The organism is Leptolyngbya sp. FACHB-8 (assembly GCF_014695575.1).
In the GTDB taxonomy this organism is placed as follows: domain Bacteria; phylum Cyanobacteriota; class Cyanobacteriia; order Elainellales; family Elainellaceae; genus Vacuolonema.
On the sequence record NZ_JACJOO010000084.1, the window covers coordinates 1 to 18,022 of the forward strand.

14 protein-coding genes are annotated in these 18,022 nt (G+C 52.1%); 7 read left to right on the forward strand and 7 right to left on the reverse strand.

The window, feature by feature from the left end; genetic code table 11:
- Positions 1 to 209: 209 nt before the first annotated feature.
- A complete protein-coding gene (gene murG / locus H6F91_RS23430; RefSeq protein ID WP_190770164.1) occupies positions 210 to 1,277 on the reverse strand; it encodes an undecaprenyldiphospho-muramoylpentapeptide beta-N-acetylglucosaminyltransferase in 1,068 nt (355 codons plus the stop codon).
- A gap of 44 nt (positions 1,278 to 1,321) precedes the next feature.
- Between murG and H6F91_RS23435 the strand changes: the two genes are divergently transcribed.
- From H6F91_RS23435 to trpA, 4 genes are all read left to right on the forward strand, one after another.
- Positions 1,322 to 2,224 carry a nuclear transport factor 2 family protein gene (locus H6F91_RS23435; protein ID WP_190770163.1) on the forward strand — a complete coding sequence of 301 codons (903 nt, stop codon included), beginning with the start codon at positions 1,322 to 1,324 and terminating at the stop codon, positions 2,222 to 2,224.
- A gap of 415 nt (positions 2,225 to 2,639) precedes the next feature.
- Positions 2,640 to 2,873 (forward strand): NAD(P)H-quinone oxidoreductase subunit L, encoded by a 234-nt coding sequence (gene ndhL, locus H6F91_RS23440; RefSeq protein WP_190770162.1) that lies wholly within the window; start codon positions 2,640 to 2,642, stop codon positions 2,871 to 2,873.
- 15 nt (positions 2,874 to 2,888) lie between these two features.
- Entirely contained in the window at positions 2,889 to 3,218 is a 330-nt protein-coding gene (locus H6F91_RS23445; protein WP_190770161.1) for a DUF3007 family protein, read from the forward strand.
- Between the two features lie 2 nt (positions 3,219 to 3,220).
- Positions 3,221 to 4,018, forward strand: a complete 798-nt coding sequence (gene trpA, locus H6F91_RS23450; RefSeq protein WP_190770160.1) for a tryptophan synthase subunit alpha — start codon at positions 3,221 to 3,223, stop codon at positions 4,016 to 4,018.
- 137 nt (positions 4,019 to 4,155) lie between these two features.
- Here the strand turns inward: trpA and mraY are convergent, their stop codons facing one another.
- Both mraY and H6F91_RS23460 read right to left on the reverse strand, forming a co-directional pair.
- Positions 4,156 to 5,214 carry a phospho-N-acetylmuramoyl-pentapeptide-transferase gene (mraY, locus tag H6F91_RS23455; RefSeq protein WP_347280082.1) on the reverse strand — a complete coding sequence of 353 codons (1,059 nt, stop codon included), beginning with the start codon at positions 5,212 to 5,214 and terminating at the stop codon, positions 4,156 to 4,158.
- A gap of 302 nt (positions 5,215 to 5,516) precedes the next feature.
- A complete protein-coding gene (locus tag H6F91_RS23460; protein WP_190770158.1) occupies positions 5,517 to 5,747 on the reverse strand; it encodes a DUF3134 domain-containing protein in 231 nt (76 codons plus the stop codon).
- 356 nt (positions 5,748 to 6,103) lie between these two features.
- Here H6F91_RS23460 and H6F91_RS23465 point away from each other — a divergent pair, with 356 nt between their 5' ends.
- Positions 6,104 to 6,700 (forward strand): PAP/fibrillin family protein, encoded by a 597-nt coding sequence (locus tag H6F91_RS23465; protein ID WP_190770157.1) that lies wholly within the window; start codon positions 6,104 to 6,106, stop codon positions 6,698 to 6,700.
- 83 nt (positions 6,701 to 6,783) lie between these two features.
- On the opposite strand, the gene H6F91_RS23470 is transcribed toward H6F91_RS23465, so the two are convergent.
- The 4 genes from H6F91_RS23470 to H6F91_RS23485 all read right to left on the reverse strand — a co-directional run bounded on the left by H6F91_RS23470 (position 6,784) and on the right by H6F91_RS23485 (position 14,970).
- The gene (locus H6F91_RS23470) at positions 6,784 to 10,434 is read right to left on the reverse strand and encodes a PAS domain S-box protein (RefSeq protein ID WP_190770156.1); all 3,651 of its coding nucleotides are present in this window, start codon (positions 10,432 to 10,434) and stop codon (positions 6,784 to 6,786) included.
- 937 nt (positions 10,435 to 11,371) lie between these two features.
- The gene (locus H6F91_RS23475; protein ID WP_190770155.1) at positions 11,372 to 12,064 is read right to left on the reverse strand and encodes a PHP domain-containing protein; all 693 of its coding nucleotides are present in this window, start codon (positions 12,062 to 12,064) and stop codon (positions 11,372 to 11,374) included.
- Positions 12,065 to 12,225: 161 nt separating this feature from the next.
- Complete coding sequence (locus H6F91_RS23480) at positions 12,226 to 13,443, reverse strand: acetate kinase (protein ID WP_190770154.1); 1,218 nt, start codon at positions 13,441 to 13,443, stop codon at positions 12,226 to 12,228.
- Between the two features lie 126 nt (positions 13,444 to 13,569).
- The gene (locus H6F91_RS23485; protein WP_190770153.1) at positions 13,570 to 14,970 is read right to left on the reverse strand and encodes a cytochrome c biogenesis protein; all 1,401 of its coding nucleotides are present in this window, start codon (positions 14,968 to 14,970) and stop codon (positions 13,570 to 13,572) included.
- Between the two features lie 783 nt (positions 14,971 to 15,753).
- Between H6F91_RS23485 and H6F91_RS23490 the strand changes: the two genes are divergently transcribed.
- Together H6F91_RS23490 and H6F91_RS23495 are read left to right on the forward strand one after the other, a co-directional pair.
- Positions 15,754 to 16,311, forward strand: a complete 558-nt coding sequence (locus H6F91_RS23490; protein ID WP_190770152.1) for a peptidase C15 — start codon at positions 15,754 to 15,756, stop codon at positions 16,309 to 16,311.
- Positions 16,312 to 16,315: 4 nt separating this feature from the next.
- Positions 16,316 to 17,683: a DUF3370 domain-containing protein gene (locus H6F91_RS23495; RefSeq protein ID WP_190770151.1), complete on the forward strand. Its 1,368-nt coding sequence runs from the start codon at positions 16,316 to 16,318 to the stop codon at positions 17,681 to 17,683.
- The last annotated feature ends 339 nt before the right edge of the window (positions 17,684 to 18,022 follow it).

Here is an 18,022-nt window from a genome sequence, read left to right on the forward strand (position 1 = left end):
GAGGTTTCTGCATAAGAATTTACCCAGAATGTTGGTGCTTTGCCCGCGAAGCGGGCAAAGCACCAACATTCTGGGTAAATTCATTACTGGAAATCTCCTTAGTTTTTGGAATTACCATGCTCCTTTCCAACCGCGTAGGGTACGAGAGATAAATGCGGGATTCTGTCCTCCATCTATCTCTCGTACCTCATCCGATTAGAAATACTGTATCAGCTCTTTAGGGTCACTTGTATTTGGGTTGCTAACTGTTGGGCGCTATCAACAACGGCGAGCTTTGCCGTTTCAGCTTTCATAGCAGCCAATGCAGGCGTTCCAATCAGGTTCAAAACCAACTGCTGAAGCTGAGCCGCTGTTAAGTCCGATTGTTGAATAAGCTGAGCAGCGCCTGCCTGAGCAAAGACCCGAGCATTGTAAGTCTGATGGTCTTCAGCAGCGAAGGGATAGGGAATCAGGATGGAGGGGAGGTGGGCGATCGCCAACTCCGTCAATGTCCCTGCCCCCGACCGACTAATCGCTAAATCCGCCCGACGGAACAGAGCCGCCATATTATCGAAGAATGGCAAGGCTAAATATTGGGGATGGCTGTAGCTCTTTGCGTCGGGGTCGCTGTCTCCTGTCAGATGTACAATCCACAACCCTGCTTCGACCCAGACAGGTGCACACTCACGCACCAGGCGATTCACGGCAACTGCACCCTGGCTACCTCCCACAACGACTAGCAGGGGAACCTCAGGCGGAATGGGCAGCGTGAGGGGCGGCATTTCCTCAGGTGGGAGGAGAAAGGGCGATCGCACTGGCGTGCCCACCGTTACGGTTCGAGCGCGGGGCAGATAGGTTGCCGCATCCGCAAATCCCAAAGCCACCAATGAACATAGAGGGCTAAGTAGCCGCGTTACCTTTCCAGGCAGTGCGTTGGATTCATGCAGTATGGCAGGGAGGCCGAGCGATCGCGCCGCTAAAATCGCCGGAGCCGCAATATATCCTCCCGTCGTGAAGACCCCATTAAACTGCCCCTGCTGTAAGAGCCGTCGCACTTTCCAAACAGCACTCACCAGGCGAGCCACAGTCTTTAGCGTGCCCAGTCCAGGTTTTCCCTGAAACCCCTCCACTCGAATCGTATGAAGAGGATACTGCTCCGGTACCAGGCGAGTTTCTAAGCGATCGGGTACCCCGAGCCATTCAATATCGACCTTGGGAAGTTGCTCGGCGGTGGCGATCGCCGGGAACAAATGTCCTCCTGTACCACTAGCCGCAATTAAGAGTTTTGGAGATGCCATCGTTGTGCCAATTCCTTTTCGACGCCCCCGCCTGCCTAAAATCTATGGCAGTTTTCCGGTTCCGCGAGTACTCTAGTAGAGTTCAAATCATCATCGGCTCTCAGCCTACCATTGCCATGGTTCGATTGTTGCCTACTCCCCAGTCATTTCCCCGCTCCTCCGCAAAATTGTCGCGTGTTGGCTGGCAGAGAGGAATGTTGGCAGCGATCGCCCTATTTGGCAGCATTTTGGCAACGGATACAGCCACTCAGGCGCAGACAGAACCCGTTCCCGCAGAAATTCAAACCCTGATTACCAATATGGATCAGGCCGCCAGCCAGGAAGACCTGGATGGGGTGATGGATTACGTTAGCCGCGACTTTACCCATGCAGATGGGTTTACCTACGACACCCTTGAACAGGCCCTAACCACCTTCTGGGAGCGCTACGACAATCTTTCGTATACGACAACAGTTAATTCATGGGAGCGAGATGGAGATGCGGTGGTCGTTGAAACGACGACTCATATTACCGGGACGCAAACCCTTGGGCCTCGAAGTATGGCGCTAGATTCTACCCTAACCTCCCGTCAGCATTTCCAGAATGACAAGCTGGTGCAGCAGGAAACCCTCACCGAGGCAAACCGGGTCTCCTCCGGGCAAAATCCACCTGAGCTGACGGTAAACTTACCCCAACAGGTTGCCATTGGGCGCTCTTTTAACTTTGATGCAGTAGTTATGGAGCCCCTGGGCAATCGCCAGCTGCTGGGTGCAGCTTTGGAAGAACCCGTCAACGTCACCGCTTATCAAACCACCCCTGGCATCGATTTAGAACTTCTGACAGCGGGGGGGTTGTTCAAGGTAGGCCGGGCTCCTGCTCTGCCTGAGCAGCGGTGGGTTTCGGGGTTAATTATTCGGGAAGACGGGATTACGATGGAGACCCGCCGTGTGCAGTTTGGAGCGGATTAATTCACTCGCGTCCCGTAGAACGGTTGTGTTTTATAGGGGTGGTATGTTGTGAGGGTGCATAGCTTCCTCTAGCAACAAAAACAGCATCCCAAAAACTATTAACAAACGTCGGTTCGGGATAAGCCGACCCGCCCATTATTGCGTGCGCGACGCGCACGCAATAATGGGCTTTTTCGAGTGCCGCGCTTCGCGCGGCACTCGAAAAAGCCCTTAACCCGAATTGAGGTTAACAAGGTTGGCTTTTCATTGGCATCACGAGTGAAAAGCCAACCTCTTCAGCGTTTACTCGTAAAATTCTTGCAAAACCTAATCCGATCCCTCAGGAACTTAAATGATTGAATCGCCCAGCGTCCTTCCCTGAAGGCGATACAATTTGAGGGACGGCAACTCGTCGTGTCCTAACCGGTTTGGTGCTATGAATCTTCCCTTGAATCTTCCCCTTATTCCCCTTCTGCTATACGTTGGCTTGGGCGGAGCCTACCTGGTTGTGATTCCGGCCCTCATTTTCGCGTATCTCAATACTCGCTTTCACACGGCCGGTTCCTTTGAGCGGCTTATTGCCTACTTCTTCGTGTTCCTCTTCTTCCCTGGGTTGCTGCTGTTAGGCCCCCTGCTCAATAGCCGCCCTCAGAAGCGAACGCTCGCGTAGGGTTACCATTACAACATGCGACGGATTGATGTCATTGGCATCGGCTTTGGAATTTTTGTAGCAGGGGGTGTGTTGTACCTCCTGCTACAAGCTGTTGGGCTCGATAGCCTGAATGCCGGAATTTGGAGCCAGGTTTTACTGGTGATGGGGCTCGTGGGTTGGACGGCCACCTATTTATTTCGCGTGGTGACCCACAAGATGACCTATCATCAACAACTGAAGGATTACGAAGACGCGGTTCTGCAAAAGCGGCTGGATGAAATGACGCCCGAACAGTGGGCGCAGCTTCAGGCCGAGCTAGAGCAGGAAAAATTAGCCGCTGGGGATGGGAACGATAAGGATTAAACATGGTTGCGGTATCTGAACAAATGGCTGCCCTGCGGGATCGCGGGCAATGTGCGCTGATTCCCTTTATTACAGCGGGGGACCCGGATTTAGAAACGACTGCAAAGGCTCTGGAACTCCTCGATCGCAACGGAGCCGACATTATCGAGCTAGGAGTTCCTTATTCCGACCCTCTGGCAGATGGCCCTGTGATTCAGGCTGCAGCCACTCGCGCCCTCCAGAAGGGCACCCGGCTAGATGATGTACTGGCAATGGTAAAGACCGTCAGCCCAAATCTAAAAGCCCCAATTGTGCTGTTCATTTACTACAACCCCATTCTTAACCGTGGTATTGAGACCTTTTTGAAGGATGTAGTTGATGCTGGGGTGCGGGGTTTAGTGGTGCCCGACCTGCCCCTCGAAGAAATGGACGCCCTGCTGGTGCCGGCTTCAAAGATGGGCGTTGAGGTGGTTCTGCTGGTAGCACCGACGACACCTAAGGAGCGGTTAGAAGCGATCGCCCAGCGTTCCCAGGGCTTCATCTACCTGGTTAGCGTCACGGGCGTCACGGGCATTCGTACCAAGATCGAGTCTCGTGTTCAGGATTTGCTGCTAGATCTTCAAAAAGTTACGGATAAACCCATTGGTATTGGCTTTGGCATCTCTGAAGCTAGCCAGGCTCGACAAGTCGCTGATTGGGGAGCTGATGCAGTAATCGTCGGTAGTGCCTTCGTCAAGCGTTTAGCGGAAGGAGAACCTCATCAGGGCTTAGAAGCACTGGAAGGGTTTTGTCGGAGCTTGAAGGCGGCGATCGTAGACTAATTCTTTTGGGTTAAGGGCGTTTTCGAGTGCTGCGTTGCGTAACTCGAAAACGCCCTTAATTGTAGGCGCTTTACAGATACCCTAAAAAGCTGTGCCGCCCGCGTCGCGGACGGCACAGCTTTTGTTTATGGGAAAGCTTAGAAGCTTACCAGGCAAAGTAGAGCAAGAATCAAGCCAATACTGTAGAACCAGCCAACAACATTGATTTCAGACCAACCGCTGAGCTCAAGGTGGTGGTGTAGAGGGGCCATCTTGAAGAGACGCTTGCCGATCCCATTCTCATCCTTAGTGGCCTTGTAGTAACCAACCTGAAGGATAACCGAGAGGGTTTCTGCCAGGAAAATGGCACTCAGAATCAGCAGGACAAACAGGGATTGGGTCAGGATTGCAACTCCGGCTAAAGCACCGCCAAGGGCAAGGGAACCCAGATTTCCCATGAAAACTCGGGCGGGGTTGCGATTATGGGACACAAAGCCCAGATAAGCTCCGCCTAACCCAGCACAAAACACCATCAGGTCAGGATGATAAGGAGCAACGAGGGCCCCTAGGGCAAGGAGGGCGATCGCCCCCGTTCCACCCGCTAGACCATCCAGGCCATCGGTCAGGTTAGCAGCATTGCTCTCGGCTACCAGCGCAAACCAGGCAACTGGCCAGAACAAGAAACCCAGGGGCAGGATAAAGCCGAAAGGAAGCAGCACGTGGGTGACGTTGATGGGTTGCTGCCAGAACACCCAGAGGCAGAACAGCGCTCCAAACCCGATCTGGAGAAGCAGCTTTTGGCGAGGGGTAATACCCTTGTTAGAGCGACGGTTGAGAATCTGCCAGTCATCGATCCAGCCAATGAAGGCGTAGGCCAGGGTAACGAGGGATACGGCCAGAACATTTGTGTTGAAACCGGACAGGAGAAGGGCGATCGCCACGCCAACCGGAACAACGAAGACACCGCCCATGGTCGGAGTTCCCGCCTTTTGGAGGTGAGCTTGTGGCCCATCTTCTCGAATGATCTGCCCAGCTTTGAGAGCCCGAAGCACAGGAACAGCCCAACAGCCGGCTAACCAGGTTCCAACAGCCGCTAATAGAAACGGCAACGTTAAACTCTGGGGCTGCCAGGACACTCGACCCGCAAACCAGTCCAGACTGGACGCAAGGAGCGTCAGAATACCTGCAAGGCTCCAGAACAGGAACTTACCACTGATTAAGGTTAAACTTCGTGAGGAAAATTTTGCATCCACAACCGCTTACCACACTCCACACCACAATTTGAAACGGTCAAATCTCGTCAGCCACACCACAGTCGTAACCGGGGTTATACCCTTTTACTTCAAGCCAGCCTCACGTCTTCCCAAACATTACGACGAAATTGTTAATTTCGGGCAACATTTCCACACATTCTTTGGCAGAAATACCTATTTGGCAAGAGGGAGTTTCAGAAAAATGAGCATTCGACAATAAAAGATAAGGATGGACAATCTAAGAACTGCCCATCCTTACCCTCTACTTAATCATCGAGATCGAGCATATCGTCGTCGTCATCATCGAAATCACCGTCGTCTGCTCCCATCAAATCAGTAATTTCTTCTTCGTTGTCCATAATCAAGTTGTCGTTGGTGTCACGGGCCAACAATCGACCTGTACCTTCCAGCCAATCCAAGATAGAGGCGTCGTGCTGAAGCGGAATGGGTGAAGCGGCGTCTTTGCGAGACTGACCGCGCAGAGCAGGATTATGCATAGAATTGCTCGTCTGAAAAAGAACGTGAGTTAGGGTGAATTACCCGTGGGCGAGGAGTGAGTCTGAAACCAACTAAGCTTGAGATAGAAGCCGAAGGAATCAGAACGAAACCGTGAGACGAAACTGAGCGCTAAGGGTAGCGTAAATATTTCCAGTCTGTCAATAACTAGTCCCTACATATAGGGTTAGCCCGGTAGACTGTTAGAGCGATGCCCTCATACTTTACAGGTACCCAAGCAAAGGTTAACGTAAAACGTCGTTTTTGCTCACTTCCCATTGAATCAATCCTGACTTGAATCATTAGATTGAATCAACTTTATCTATCCTATAACGAGAGCATCGGGGGGATAATCCGGATGATTGGTAAAACAAGGTTGCTAGAGGCGATCGCCGGGAAAAATCGTGGCATCCTGGCCTCCAAACCAGATCAGCAGGCCATATTGGCGGCGGTCGCTCAATTAGAAGACCACAACCCTACCCCCCGGCCTCTGGAAGCTCCAGAAAAATTGGATGGGAACTGGCAATTACTCTATACCACTAGCCAAGAGTTGTTGGGGATCGATCGCTTTGCTTTGCTCAAGCTGGGGCAGATTTATCAAGTTGTTCGAACGCAGACCCAGGAAATCTTTAACATTGCTGAAGTTTATGGTTTGCCGTACTTAGAGGGGCTCGTCAGTGTGTCAGCAACCTTTGAACCCGTATCGGAGAAGCGAGTCGACGTGAAGTTTCGCCGGGGAATTTTGGGGTTGCAACGGCTGATGGGTTACCACTCTCCTGAGGCGTTAATTGAAAAGATTGATGCGGGCGATCGCTTCCTCCCGCTGGACTTTCCGATCAATAGCGACAACCAGCAGGGATGGCTGGAGGTAACCTACCTGGATGACGACCTGCGCGTCGGGCGTGGCAACGAGGGAAATGTTTTCGTGCTGCGTAAAGCGCCACGTTTGCAGTAACCCCAAGTCATCAGATTGCTGCATGAATTATTGCGCGGCGGAGCTGCGCAATAATTCACACCCTCAAAAAAGGATTCATGCTGTTAGTCGAGCCGCCCATCGACAGGTAAATCGACCCGAAAGCATGTTCTGCCATTGCCACTTGCTAAGCGAATGGTACCGCCCAGGCATTCAGTGAACTTTTTCACCAGAGTGAGACCCAGTCCTGTACCGCGCTTACTCCAGCGATCGCCCTGAATACCTCGGTAAAACGCCTGAAAAATCGTGTCATACTCCTCCGGTGGAATCTCCACGCCGGTATTGCAAATCATAAATCGAACCCAGGTTTCACCGTTCGACATGTCCAGAGAATTGACCTGAAGTGAAATAGTCTCATGAGGAGGCGTGTACTTACAGGCGTTGGTCAACAGTTCCCCCAAAATGCGATGCAGCACTTCAACATCGGTCATGAGGGGGGGAAGCGCTGGCGGCACAACCAACCGAAACTGTTGTGCTTGGGCCTCCATACGTTTTTCTAGAGACTCTAGCAAGGGAGTCAGGGCCGCCGGAAGCGAGATTTCGCTGCGTTCCAGAGAGTAAGCACCAGCATTTAACTGCTGAAGATCCAACAGATCTTTAATGAGATCGCCTTCCTGCTGGCATTGCTCCTCCAGAATGGAGAGATAGCGGAAGATGCGCTCGGTATTGGCTTCGGAGGAAAGGGTGCCGGGTTGCTCTAAAGCAATCCGTACCATACGGCTAGCCATATCAATGCTGGTGAGGGGCGTGCGTAGCTCGTGGGAGATGGTGCTGAGAAAGTCATCTTTAATCTGGTTGAGCCGTTGCAACTCTTTCATGTTGCTGAGCATATCGAGTTCAACCTGTTTGCGATCGCTGATATCCCGAATTTGAACCAGTTGCATCGTGCGATCGGCCACCTGGATCATCTTGATAGAAATTTGGCCCCAGAAGACACGCCCCCCGCAGGTCACATACTCAAACTCACCGCTCCAAAATCGTTTTTCTCGAATTTCCCGCATGAGTACAGCGACCTCTTCCAGCGAGACAGGATATTTGCAGAACCCAATCCCAGGCCGATGCAGGAGTTCGGCTTTCGAGGTCGCTTCGAACAGTTCGACAGCCCGCTGGTTGCAATCAAAAATGTCTGTGGTGTAAGAGTCAGCCAAAAATATGGCATCAGTAGATTCTTCAAAAAAGGCTTCTTTCAGGTCACGGTTACGGCTCAGCTCCAGGTTGACCTGCTCTCGCCAGTTAGTGATGTCCTCCACAGTAGAGACGAAAAACTGAATTTGCCCCTGCTCATCCCGAATGAGGGACGTATTCACGGCCACCCAAATCAAACGTCCATCTTTACGGATGTAGCGTTTTTCCATTTGGTAACCGTCACGAATTCCAGCAAAACACTCATCCAATAAAGGTTGCTGCTGTAGCAGATCCTCGGCAACGGTAATGTCTCGATAACTTAATTGATTCAGTTCGGCGGCAGAATAGCCCAGGATGTGCTGAAATGCCGGGTTTGTCATACCCAGGGTGTAATCTGGCGGAAACTCGATCGCCACCCCAACCAGCACCTTGGCGAAGATGGCACGAAAACGTTTCTCTTCGAGCTGAAGGGCCATTTCAGCGGCCTTGCGATCGCTCACGTCCAACAGCACCCCATCCCAAAACACATCTCCATTGGCTTCTCGTGTCGGTTGAGCTGTGCTTTGCAGCCACCGTTGCTGACCCGAGGGAGTTGTAATGGGCCACTCCCAGCACCAGGGTTGTAAGGTTTGAGCGGAGTCTGCGAGCGATCGCCGGAGAGCCTGCTGGTGCTTCGGCTCAACCATCTGCCATAACACATTCATGTCAGCTAACACCGTGTCCGCGTCCCATTCCCACAGGTTGCGGCAACCAGGGCTGACATAGAGCATGGCATCTGAGCTATCCGACCGTAGCAAGTAACGGAAAACCGCCCCTGGAACGTTATCTGTTAGCGTTTTCAGCCGTTCTTCAGCCTGTTTCAGCGCTGTGATGTTCGTCGTGGTGCCCACTAATCGATAAATGCGCCCAGTTTCATCCCATAGGGGTGCCAGGCTGGTTAGCCACCAAAAATCTCGATCCTGAAACGGCAAAAATTCTTCGTAGGTAATAGGGGTTGCAGCATCAATGCAGCGCTGGTAGTTCGCGCAAACAGCGGCAGCAATGTCTGGAGGAAGCAACTCCTGTGGAGCTTTTCCCCACATATCGGTATCCTTTAGCCCTGTTGTGCGTTCGTGAACTGGATTTAGGCCCAGGGAACGGAATTGGCCATCCGGCAGGATATCCACTACAAAAATGCCAAAACAGGCGTTTTCGTAGATGCTCCGCAAAAATTCCTCTCGTTCGTGGAGGGCAATTTCAACCTGTTTGCGATCGGTAATATCCAGGCTAATGCCGAAAATGCGGTGAGGTCGCCCCAGCCGGTCGGTGAGCATACGCCCCCGAGCGAGCATCCATTGCACGGATTGATCCGGCAACTGCACCCGATACTCTACTTCCAGGTCACTGCGACGATTGATGGCTGTGGCGATCGCCTGTTCAAATTGCGGCTGATCCTCCGGATGAATAGCTTGCGTGTACGTTGCCCACGACTGGCTCATCCAAAGGCCCTGATGGTGGGGTGTAAACAGGCAAACTTCATCGGTTTCCAGGTTGCGTTCCCAACAGGTCAGCTCGGCTGCTTCTACAATCATGCGAAAGCTAGTTTCGCTGCGCTGGAGAGCTTCAGTACGCTCAGCCACTTGCGCTTCTAAGCGGCGATTGTAATGGGCTAACAGTTCCTCGGCCCGACGCATCTCCGTCACATCGACAATGGTGACCCCAACCATCCGTTGCCCATCCGGTCGCTCAATGGGATAGTAGCTGGCCAGTAAAATCGTTTCCAGATGAGGCGTTTCAGGCCGAACCATGCGAACCTCGACGTTCAGCAATGGCTCACCTGTTTCGAGCACCTGATTGTAATAGGGCAACACCTGCTCCGCCAGGTAGGGAATTTGCCCGGCAACGGTTTTATCAACGTAATCGGCGGCAGACGCAAATCCTTGCAGATGGGCGAGAAAATCGTTGACTCGCACGTAACACAGGTGTTGATCCACCAAAGCCAATCCGACTGGTACCGTCTTGTAAAGGTATTCCAGTTCGTCGGCTTGCTGTCGCAGATCAGCCTGAACTTCAGGTCTCGGACTCCAGACTGCACATTGCATAAGAGTAGCGAGCGTTCGGGCCAAGTCCTCAGCAGAGACAGCGGCCGATTCAGACACTTCTTGTGCGGGATTAAGCGCAATCCCTCCCGCCTGACGGATAGCCTGTAAACCTGCCAGCCCATCACTCGTTGGGGAACCGAGTAGGAGCCCAAAGGTGCGATCGCCCCTCCATTGGGCTAGGGCGCTCAACCCAGCATTCAGGGGTTGGGCTTCTGGTTCCTCCAGAGCAATAACCCGTAGCTGTGAACCTTCTGCCTGGATGCGATGGTGTATGGGCACCACATACACCGTATGGGGCAACAAGGATGATTGATTGGTCAGGGGCATAACGCTCCAAGGCACCTGACCTTGCAACGTAGGTGTCAGGTCATCAGGTTGTGATGCCACTACCACCACCGTTGCAGATACTGTTGTGAAATGATTGAGAAAATCAACAAGCGCTGGCAAGCCATCTGAAGAGATACCAATCCCCACCAGTGACAACGGCTCTACGCTCAACGCAAGTGACATAGCTTTAGCAATTAGCAGTAGATAGCGGTGCAGAAGGAACGATCCACTACCAAACGAGAGCTTTCTATCCTAAACACAGCCAATAGTGTGCCCGCATTATATAGCGGTCAACAGCACTTCTCGCACGTGGTCATTGCTGAACTTCTCGTTGATAAAGATAACTATGGCAACAGCAATTATTTACGTAACCTGAGTTCGGGTTAAGTGTGTTTTCGAGTGCCGCGCGTTGCGCGGCACTCGAAAACACTCATTTTGGCGTGCGCTTTGCGCACGCCAAAATGAGCACTTCAGCTTATCCCGAACTGAGGTTACGTAATAGAAGTTGAGCTTTGAGAACCTGTTCGAAAATCATCCCCTTCCATAACTTTTCAAACAGTTTCATAACGAGCTGAAGTTATTGAGTGTTCCTATACAGCGCTTTTTAAGCGCTTAAAATCTAGTTGTTTTTGCGAAAGCCTTGCTCCGCAAGGCTTTCGCAAAAACAACCGTGGCTGATTCAAGCACAAAACGCTGTAGTTGAAACGGCTGTGGGTTATAGATAACGTCAGTTCGGGATAAGCCGAACCGCCCATTATTGCGTGCGCGACGCGCACGCAATAATGGGCTTTTTCGAGTGCCGCGCTTCGCGCGGCACTCGAAAAAGCCCTTAACTCGAACTAAGGTTAGATAGGACAACAGTTCCACAAGGGACTTTGAAGGTGCTGTTTTTAGCGGATAAATTGTGGCAAGAGGAACGCGCAACACTTATCTCACCACAACTAACCACACATTTAAACCAATACCTTCGCTATTTTTCTCAAGCCCTTGATTCTGGTATGCGACGTGTACACAAAGGACTTGAGAAAAATGGCGAACATGTGGTTAAACCACGACCAGAGCTGGGCCTGATTGGGAGAGTTAAACGTCTATCAGATAGGCTGATTAGCCCTAGAATTTCTTACAGACGCTGTAGCAAATTTAACCCGTGGGTATCAGTACCACAGCTATGCAGCAGCCCATAGCACTCAGCCAGGGTAAAGACTTCGCGAGTTTGCCGGGGGCTAGGGCACCAGGGGTTGGGATTGTTGTAGGCGTAATAGGTTTCAACCCCATCAATACCCAACTCTGTTGCAGCGGCGATGAGTTCAGCAGGGGAGTGGCGATAGCGAGCGGGATGGGCCAGGACAGCAAGGCCCCCAGCCGCATGGATGGCGTCGATAACATGACGGGCATCACCGCGATCGCCCCTCAACCCATACCCCTGAAGATAGGGAGCGATTTCCCCATGGTCGGGATCAATGGCATAACCTAAAACGTGGACCTCATCATGTAATAGCTGAGCATTAATCTCAACCCCACTCCACAAATGGGGAGCATTGGGAAGTTGTTGGCCCGACAGCCATGCCTGGGCGCGGCGAAACCCATCAACGGAGTGGTGATCAGTGATAGCCAGCCCTTGCAAACCGATGGACACAGCCTGTTGGATGAGCAGCTCAGGAGTGAGCCTACCATCAGAACAAACCGTGTGCATGTGAAAGTTGTAGACGCGGGGGCAACGTTCTGGGGTCATCGCTTCGAAGACCCGCCTGAGTGCCGCCGTGTCCTGAGACGCGGGAACCGGACTAATTTCTTGAGCGAGAGGAGAACCCATACGGTAGCTCAGTGTTCATTTATATTCCTGCATTCTAGCGAGCCAATTCAGCATTGCCGACTGGCAAATGTACCTGCCGCCTATACCCCTTCCTGAGCTAATGAGGCACCAGAGGGTGCATAGGTGCTTCACAACTACACCCCTCCTCAATGAAGCAAGCTCTAGGATGCGCGGGCTATTGTCCAGGCATCAGAAACAATCATCCAATCTTCCTGGGTATGGATGGCGAGCGCGCGAACCGTGGAGTCATGGGTGGCGATGTCGATGTCCTGAGGCGATCGCACATTTTTCTCCGGATCGATCTTCAAACCCAAGAACTCAAATCCCTGGCAGGCCCCCGCTCGAATGTCAGGCGCATTTTCTCCAATCCCGGCGGTAAATACGATGGCATCCAAACCTCCCAATCCCGGCAATAGGGAACCAATGCTCTGACGCAAGCGATGCAAATAGACGTCCAGGGCGAGTTGAGCCTGGGCGTTTCCCTGGGCGATCGCCTCCGTTACCTGCCGCATGTCGTTGGACACTCCTGACACTCCCAGCACTCCCGATTCTTTATTCAGCAGGCGATCCAACTTGTCAGCGTCGAATCCCTCCTCCCGGAGCAGGTGAATCAAAATGCCGGGATCAATGGAACCAGAGCGGCTCCCCATCATCAACCCTTCCAACGGAGTAAACCCCATAGTGGTGTCAATACACTCACCATCTCGCACGGCTGATAGCGATGCCCCATTACCCAGGTGACAAATGATGAGCCGTAGCGGCATTGGATGCCCCAGCAACTCGGCAGCCCGTGCAGCACAGTACCGATGACTGGTGCCATGAAAGCCATAGCGGCGAATTCCCGCCTCGTACCAGTGATAGGGAATCGGATAGACCGTTGCGAATTGGGGCAATGTGGCATGAAAAGCGGTGTCAAATACAGCGACCTGAGGAATGTTTCCCAGAATTTTTTCGGTGAATTCAATCCCTTCCAAATTGGCCGGATTATGCACTGGGGCGTAATGGGAAAAGCGGGCGATCGCCTCCTTCACCTCGGGCGTAATCCGCACACTGGCCTGATACTCGGCCCCACCGTGAACTACTCGGTGCCCCACTATATCAATATCGTAGGGTTTTTCAATAACCTGGGTTTCACCTGACCATAGGGTTTCCAGGAAGCGAGCCATAACCGCTTCCCGAGGCTGATTCGGCATCGTTTCCTGAACCTGAGTACCTTGATGATTGTCGACCTTGATTTCGGCCTGACCAGCCTGATGCGTCCAATCGATGCTGGCAACCCACAACGGGACGGGGGGAGAACTGGGGAGGCGATCGCCCAGAAGTTCATACAGCGTACTTTTCTGGCTGCTCGATCCAGCATTCATCACCAAAATTTTCATAGCATCTCCGCGAAGGGGCAATAGACACGGAATTGCTTTCAGTGTGACGAAAAGACTGGGAAGAGGCAAAGGGGCGTTACTCACAGCTTTCCACCGAACGCTTCGCGCCACCCAGACGTTCGCCGTCTAATCGACCTTCACCAAAGCAGCAGGTTCAGATACCGAATTAACAGGCGGTTGCAGAGTATCCAGAATTTCCAGGATCTCCCGTTCAAAGGTGACCTGGGCGCGGTTGGTTTTGCCGCCCAGGTAGAGGCGATCGCCCTCCTGCAAAGCCCATACCTGACTATGGGACACATAACTCATGACCACGCTGAGCATCAGCAGACCAAAGCCCAGATATACAACCGGAATACCTGGATCTGCCTTAATCTGTAAGCCCGTGCTGCCAATAACTTCATCAATTCCCAGCTGCACTCCATTAATCTCAGCGGATTGGCCTTCGCGAATCGTAGCCGCCAGGTTGCCTTCCTGGTCGTACACCAACACTGTTCCTTTCAAATCCCGCGCCAGTATGGATACGCCCTGGCTCATATCAGGCTTCGTCGGGATCCAGGCACCCCAGAGGCGACCCTGATTGCCGGAGAGGAGTTGCGCCATGGGCAAGTCGAATACAGGGCTGTTATTGAAGTGAAAGCGAATACCAGCAACACCCCAATCAGCCTGGTACAGGGTAACGCCCTTATGCCGTAGGGGCTCGTTCACGTGAATCGTTTTGCGATCGATTTCGTTGCCGTCGTTATCCAATACAGACAAATCGGAGTAGAACTGGTCGATCGCCCCCTCAGGGGAGTAATCAATCCAAAAGCGGTTCACATGTACAGACCAATCTTTCGGGATTTGACCCGCGGCCCATGGTCCCGCATCGTAAATGTTTTGAATCCGAAAGGTTTGACCGCTGGGCACAATTTCTTGGGCAAAAAATCCGGTCATGGAACCCAGAATCGAGCCTGCCAGCACAATGAGCATACTGGCGTGGACGATGATCGGACCGATGCGCCCGGCAATACCACGACGCGCGTACAGGCTCTGTCCTTCCTGAAACACCTTATAGCGTCGCTTTTGCAGCAATCGTGTCAGGTGGTCCATATCATTAGTGTCAACGTCTGCACTCAAGGCCAGCTTTTCAAACTGCCGGGGCTGTGTGTAGTAGCTCCACTTCCGGGCTGCCTTGAGAGTGGGAATCTGCCGCGAGAAGGTACAGGCGGTAAGGCTGGAGCCAAACAGAATCAGCAAGGCCAGGAACCACCAGGTGCGGTAGACGTGATCTAAGCCCAGGGTGAGCAATACTTTCCAACTGAGAAAACCAAACAGTGCCGGGTCTTCAGGATAGTTGGCCTGGTAGAACTCCAGGGTTTCGCCCTGCTCGATGATGGTGCCGCTGATGCTAAAGATCGCGATCGCCAACAGGAGCGCGATCGCCAACCGAAGATCCGCCAGCAAGGGCAGCAACTCCTGCCGAAAATACCGACGAAGGGTTGCAACAAACCCCAGATCCTGAGACGACACTGTTTCTTTTGCAGACATAAAATTTAGGACCAAGCCATGGGAGAGGACGAAATACCCCTTATCTACTCTACTACCAGGGCATTGCTCCCAACAACGCGTTGTCTCCGTTCATTTTGAGCCAAGAATATTATGGGCATCAGCATACTTTTCCAAAATCAACTATGTATTGATAAGCAGGCAGGCATAGTTGAATATAAAGCCCAAAACGTTGTGCGACTCACTTCGTGAATGGAATAATATTTTGAATTTTATATTGAATTGAGTTGAGCTGCTTTTCTTGCTTTTCTGATACGACAGACCCATTCAATTTCTATTTCACAAAATCATAGAAATCGCCCTGGACGCATCGCTCATCAGCGATCGCCAAGTTGGAAATTGCATTCAGGTTGAAGAAACACGATGCAATTGGAAGTTGGGCAGTGATCGCCGTAACAGAAATGGTATGCAATTATTACCCAATTACACCTTGATTCATCTTGCTAGTACGCTGCGGCGGAAATCCATCACCTATGTTTTTGTGTAGGGTGCTTCGCACCCTACACAAAAACATAGGTTGCGAACTTAGGCTGCAGCCTACTAGCTCCACATACAGCGCTTTTTAAGCACTTAAAATCTGGTTGTTTTTGTGAGAGCCACGCTCCACACGGCTCTCACAAAAACAACCGTGGCTAATTCAAGTACAAAGTGCTGTCAGTCTTGGCCTGAGTTTAGCCAGTTCTTTGAATAAATTAACTCCTTCAAATAGTTTCTGAGGAAAGCCATAATGGATTGCGTGAGCAAATGTATAGGATGCATTCATTTATGGCTAAACGGTTAATGATGACCTCGTTTACAACATGGAAACCGGAACAAACATCTAACTCTTCTGATGATTTGATGTTGGCAATGTTGGACAAGGGGATGGTATCACCAACCCAAGTGGTGCGGTTGTTACCTGTACATTTCGAGGAGGCTCCTCGACGGGCGATCGACTACTTCAATACCTTTCAACCGGATGGTGTGGTGTGCTTTGGGATGGCAGAAAAGCGCGATCGCCTCAATTTAGAGCGGCAGGCCGTTCGAGAAGACCATACCCGGCAAACTCGCTTGCCTCTGGAATCATGGTTGGAGGAACTCAGTTTTACCGATATTAGCGACGATGCTGGGAAGTTTGTCTGCAACCACCTTTATTACGAACTTTTGGATTATGTACAGCAGCACCATCCTGAGAAGTTCGTTTTGTTTATCCATGTGCCCGTGCTAACGGCAGAAAACAAGGCTGCAATTTTGCAAGACATTCAGGTGATAATGGGCCGATTACACGCAATTCCCGCTGGATCACCCCAGCCAATTGCGCCTGTTACTCCCCTTCTCCGATAAGCTCATGCTCTCTCTCCTTGCTGCCTTTATGGTCGCTCAGGCTGCTCCCTCGCCCCCTGAAATTGTGCAACCTCAAGATGTACGTCCCCTACCAGGGGCTCTGGACACAGTCCCTGTGTTCAATAGCAACAGCCCCGAGAAAATTGGTGGCGAAGGCATTTTGCTTTCAACCTTTCCACCCGAAGGTAAAGCCAATCCAGCGGCCCATCTCAATGTACCGTTCACAGGACGATTCGATGTGTTCGCCCATCACGTCTATGGAGCGTCGACACCTGAGGATTTGAGGAGCATGTACCTGGGCATCCTGGTCCACAATCCTGGGACGCAATCTGTACGGCTGAGTGTGTTGGAGGGGGCGAGTTATCTAAGCCAGCCTGATGCCCCGTTTATCACAACATTGCCTCCCCTTGTGGAAGACCCAACCGGGGATGTCTATGCTGGGCCAGGTAGCCGGGTGATGAGCGATATTCTCCGAGGGCGGCAACGGCTCGGCCTGCCTCCCGTGGTCGAAATTCCCCCAGGCGGTTACACACTGTTATTAAATGCCCCCATTCCCGTAGCAGGGTTAGAACCGCCACTGAATGGCCGTTCGACCTATATGCGATTACGGAACCCGGGAGAACCCGTTTATGTGGCAAGTCTAGCCATGTTTGCCCAACGCAACGCCGATGGTAGCGAACGAGCCCCAACCCTGGATGAGTGGCGATCGCTCCTCCAATCTGGCAATTTATCAGAACCGCGCGATCTCCCCCCTTCAGCCCTCGATGCTACCAGCAACTTCCGCTATGGTCGGGTGGCCGGAGTTTCCGTTGGTTCTCGCTGGCAGACAACCGTAACCGATACTTCAAACCAACAGTCCCTGACCATTCCAGCACGAGGTACAGTCTATTCCTATGGCCTCAGCACATTAGTTCGGGGCCGCCAGGGAACAGGACAGGTGCAAACCGCAGCCATGCGGGTGCGTTATCCTGACACGGCATATCAGGCTCACGGAAATTATGGCGTGGAGTATGATCTGACTCTGCCATTGCAGAACTCCACAAATGCAACCCAACGCGTTGCCGTCAGCTTGCAAACTCCCATTAAGGAGGATGTCTTGAGTCAGAATGGGCTGCGTTTTTTTGAAACGTTGCCGACCCAAACCTTCTTCCGGGGCAGTGTGCAAGTTAATTACCGAGATGAGCAGGGAGCCTTTCAGGAGCGCTACTTCCATTTAGTGCAGCGGCGAGGCGATCGCAGTGAACCGTTGGCTGTGCTGACAATTCCTCCCAACAACCGCCGTCCATTTCGCATCCGCTTCCTCTATCCACCGGATGCAACTCCCCCCCAAGTTCTAACGATCCAAACTTTAGAGGGAACGACTGCAGAATAGCCACTTGCAGCACTTTGAGGGATTGATGCGGTACGCTGCATGCTGCATCTGCATGAATTGTGGCGCGACTTCGCCCCACCACAATTCATGCAAGAAGTCTTTTACATGCACGACTACAGCAGCGTACAACCGCGTTCAGTAGGTAGTGTAGGGCGCGAAGTGTCCTACACTACCTACCGAATCAATGAGCAAAGTTCTATAGATTTAACCTCAGTTCGGGTTATGGGCTTTTTCGAGTGCCGCGCTTCGCGCGGCACTCGAAAAAGCCCATTATTGCGTGCGTGTCGAGCACGCAATAATGGGCGGTTCGGCTTATCCCGAACTGACGTTAGATTTAGA

What these genes read in the sequence shown, in the direction of transcription:
- murG (WP_190770164.1), bottom strand. Translation starts at nt 1,277, where the DNA reads ATGGCATCTCCAAAACTCTTAATTGCGGCTAGTGGTACAGGAGGACAT.
- H6F91_RS23435 (WP_190770163.1), top strand. Translation starts at nt 1,322, where the DNA reads ATGGCAGTTTTCCGGTTCCGCGAGTACTCTAGTAGAGTTCAAATCATC.
- ndhL (WP_190770162.1), top strand. Translation starts at nt 2,640, where the DNA reads ATGAATCTTCCCTTGAATCTTCCCCTTATTCCCCTTCTGCTATACGTT.
- H6F91_RS23445 (WP_190770161.1), top strand. Translation starts at nt 2,889, where the DNA reads ATGCGACGGATTGATGTCATTGGCATCGGCTTTGGAATTTTTGTAGCA.
- trpA (WP_190770160.1), top strand. Translation starts at nt 3,221, where the DNA reads ATGGTTGCGGTATCTGAACAAATGGCTGCCCTGCGGGATCGCGGGCAA.
- H6F91_RS23460 (WP_190770158.1), bottom strand. Translation starts at nt 5,747, where the DNA reads ATGCATAATCCTGCTCTGCGCGGTCAGTCTCGCAAAGACGCCGCTTCA.
- H6F91_RS23465 (WP_190770157.1), top strand. Translation starts at nt 6,104, where the DNA reads ATGATTGGTAAAACAAGGTTGCTAGAGGCGATCGCCGGGAAAAATCGT.
- H6F91_RS23470 (WP_190770156.1), bottom strand. Translation starts at nt 10,434, where the DNA reads ATGTCACTTGCGTTGAGCGTAGAGCCGTTGTCACTGGTGGGGATTGGT.
- H6F91_RS23475 (WP_190770155.1), bottom strand. Translation starts at nt 12,064, where the DNA reads ATGGGTTCTCCTCTCGCTCAAGAAATTAGTCCGGTTCCCGCGTCTCAG.
- H6F91_RS23480 (WP_190770154.1), bottom strand. Translation starts at nt 13,443, where the DNA reads ATGAAAATTTTGGTGATGAATGCTGGATCGAGCAGCCAGAAAAGTACG.
- H6F91_RS23485 (WP_190770153.1), bottom strand. Translation starts at nt 14,970, where the DNA reads ATGTCTGCAAAAGAAACAGTGTCGTCTCAGGATCTGGGGTTTGTTGCA.
- H6F91_RS23490 (WP_190770152.1), top strand. Translation starts at nt 15,754, where the DNA reads ATGGCTAAACGGTTAATGATGACCTCGTTTACAACATGGAAACCGGAA.
- H6F91_RS23495 (WP_190770151.1), top strand. Translation starts at nt 16,316, where the DNA reads ATGCTCTCTCTCCTTGCTGCCTTTATGGTCGCTCAGGCTGCTCCCTCG.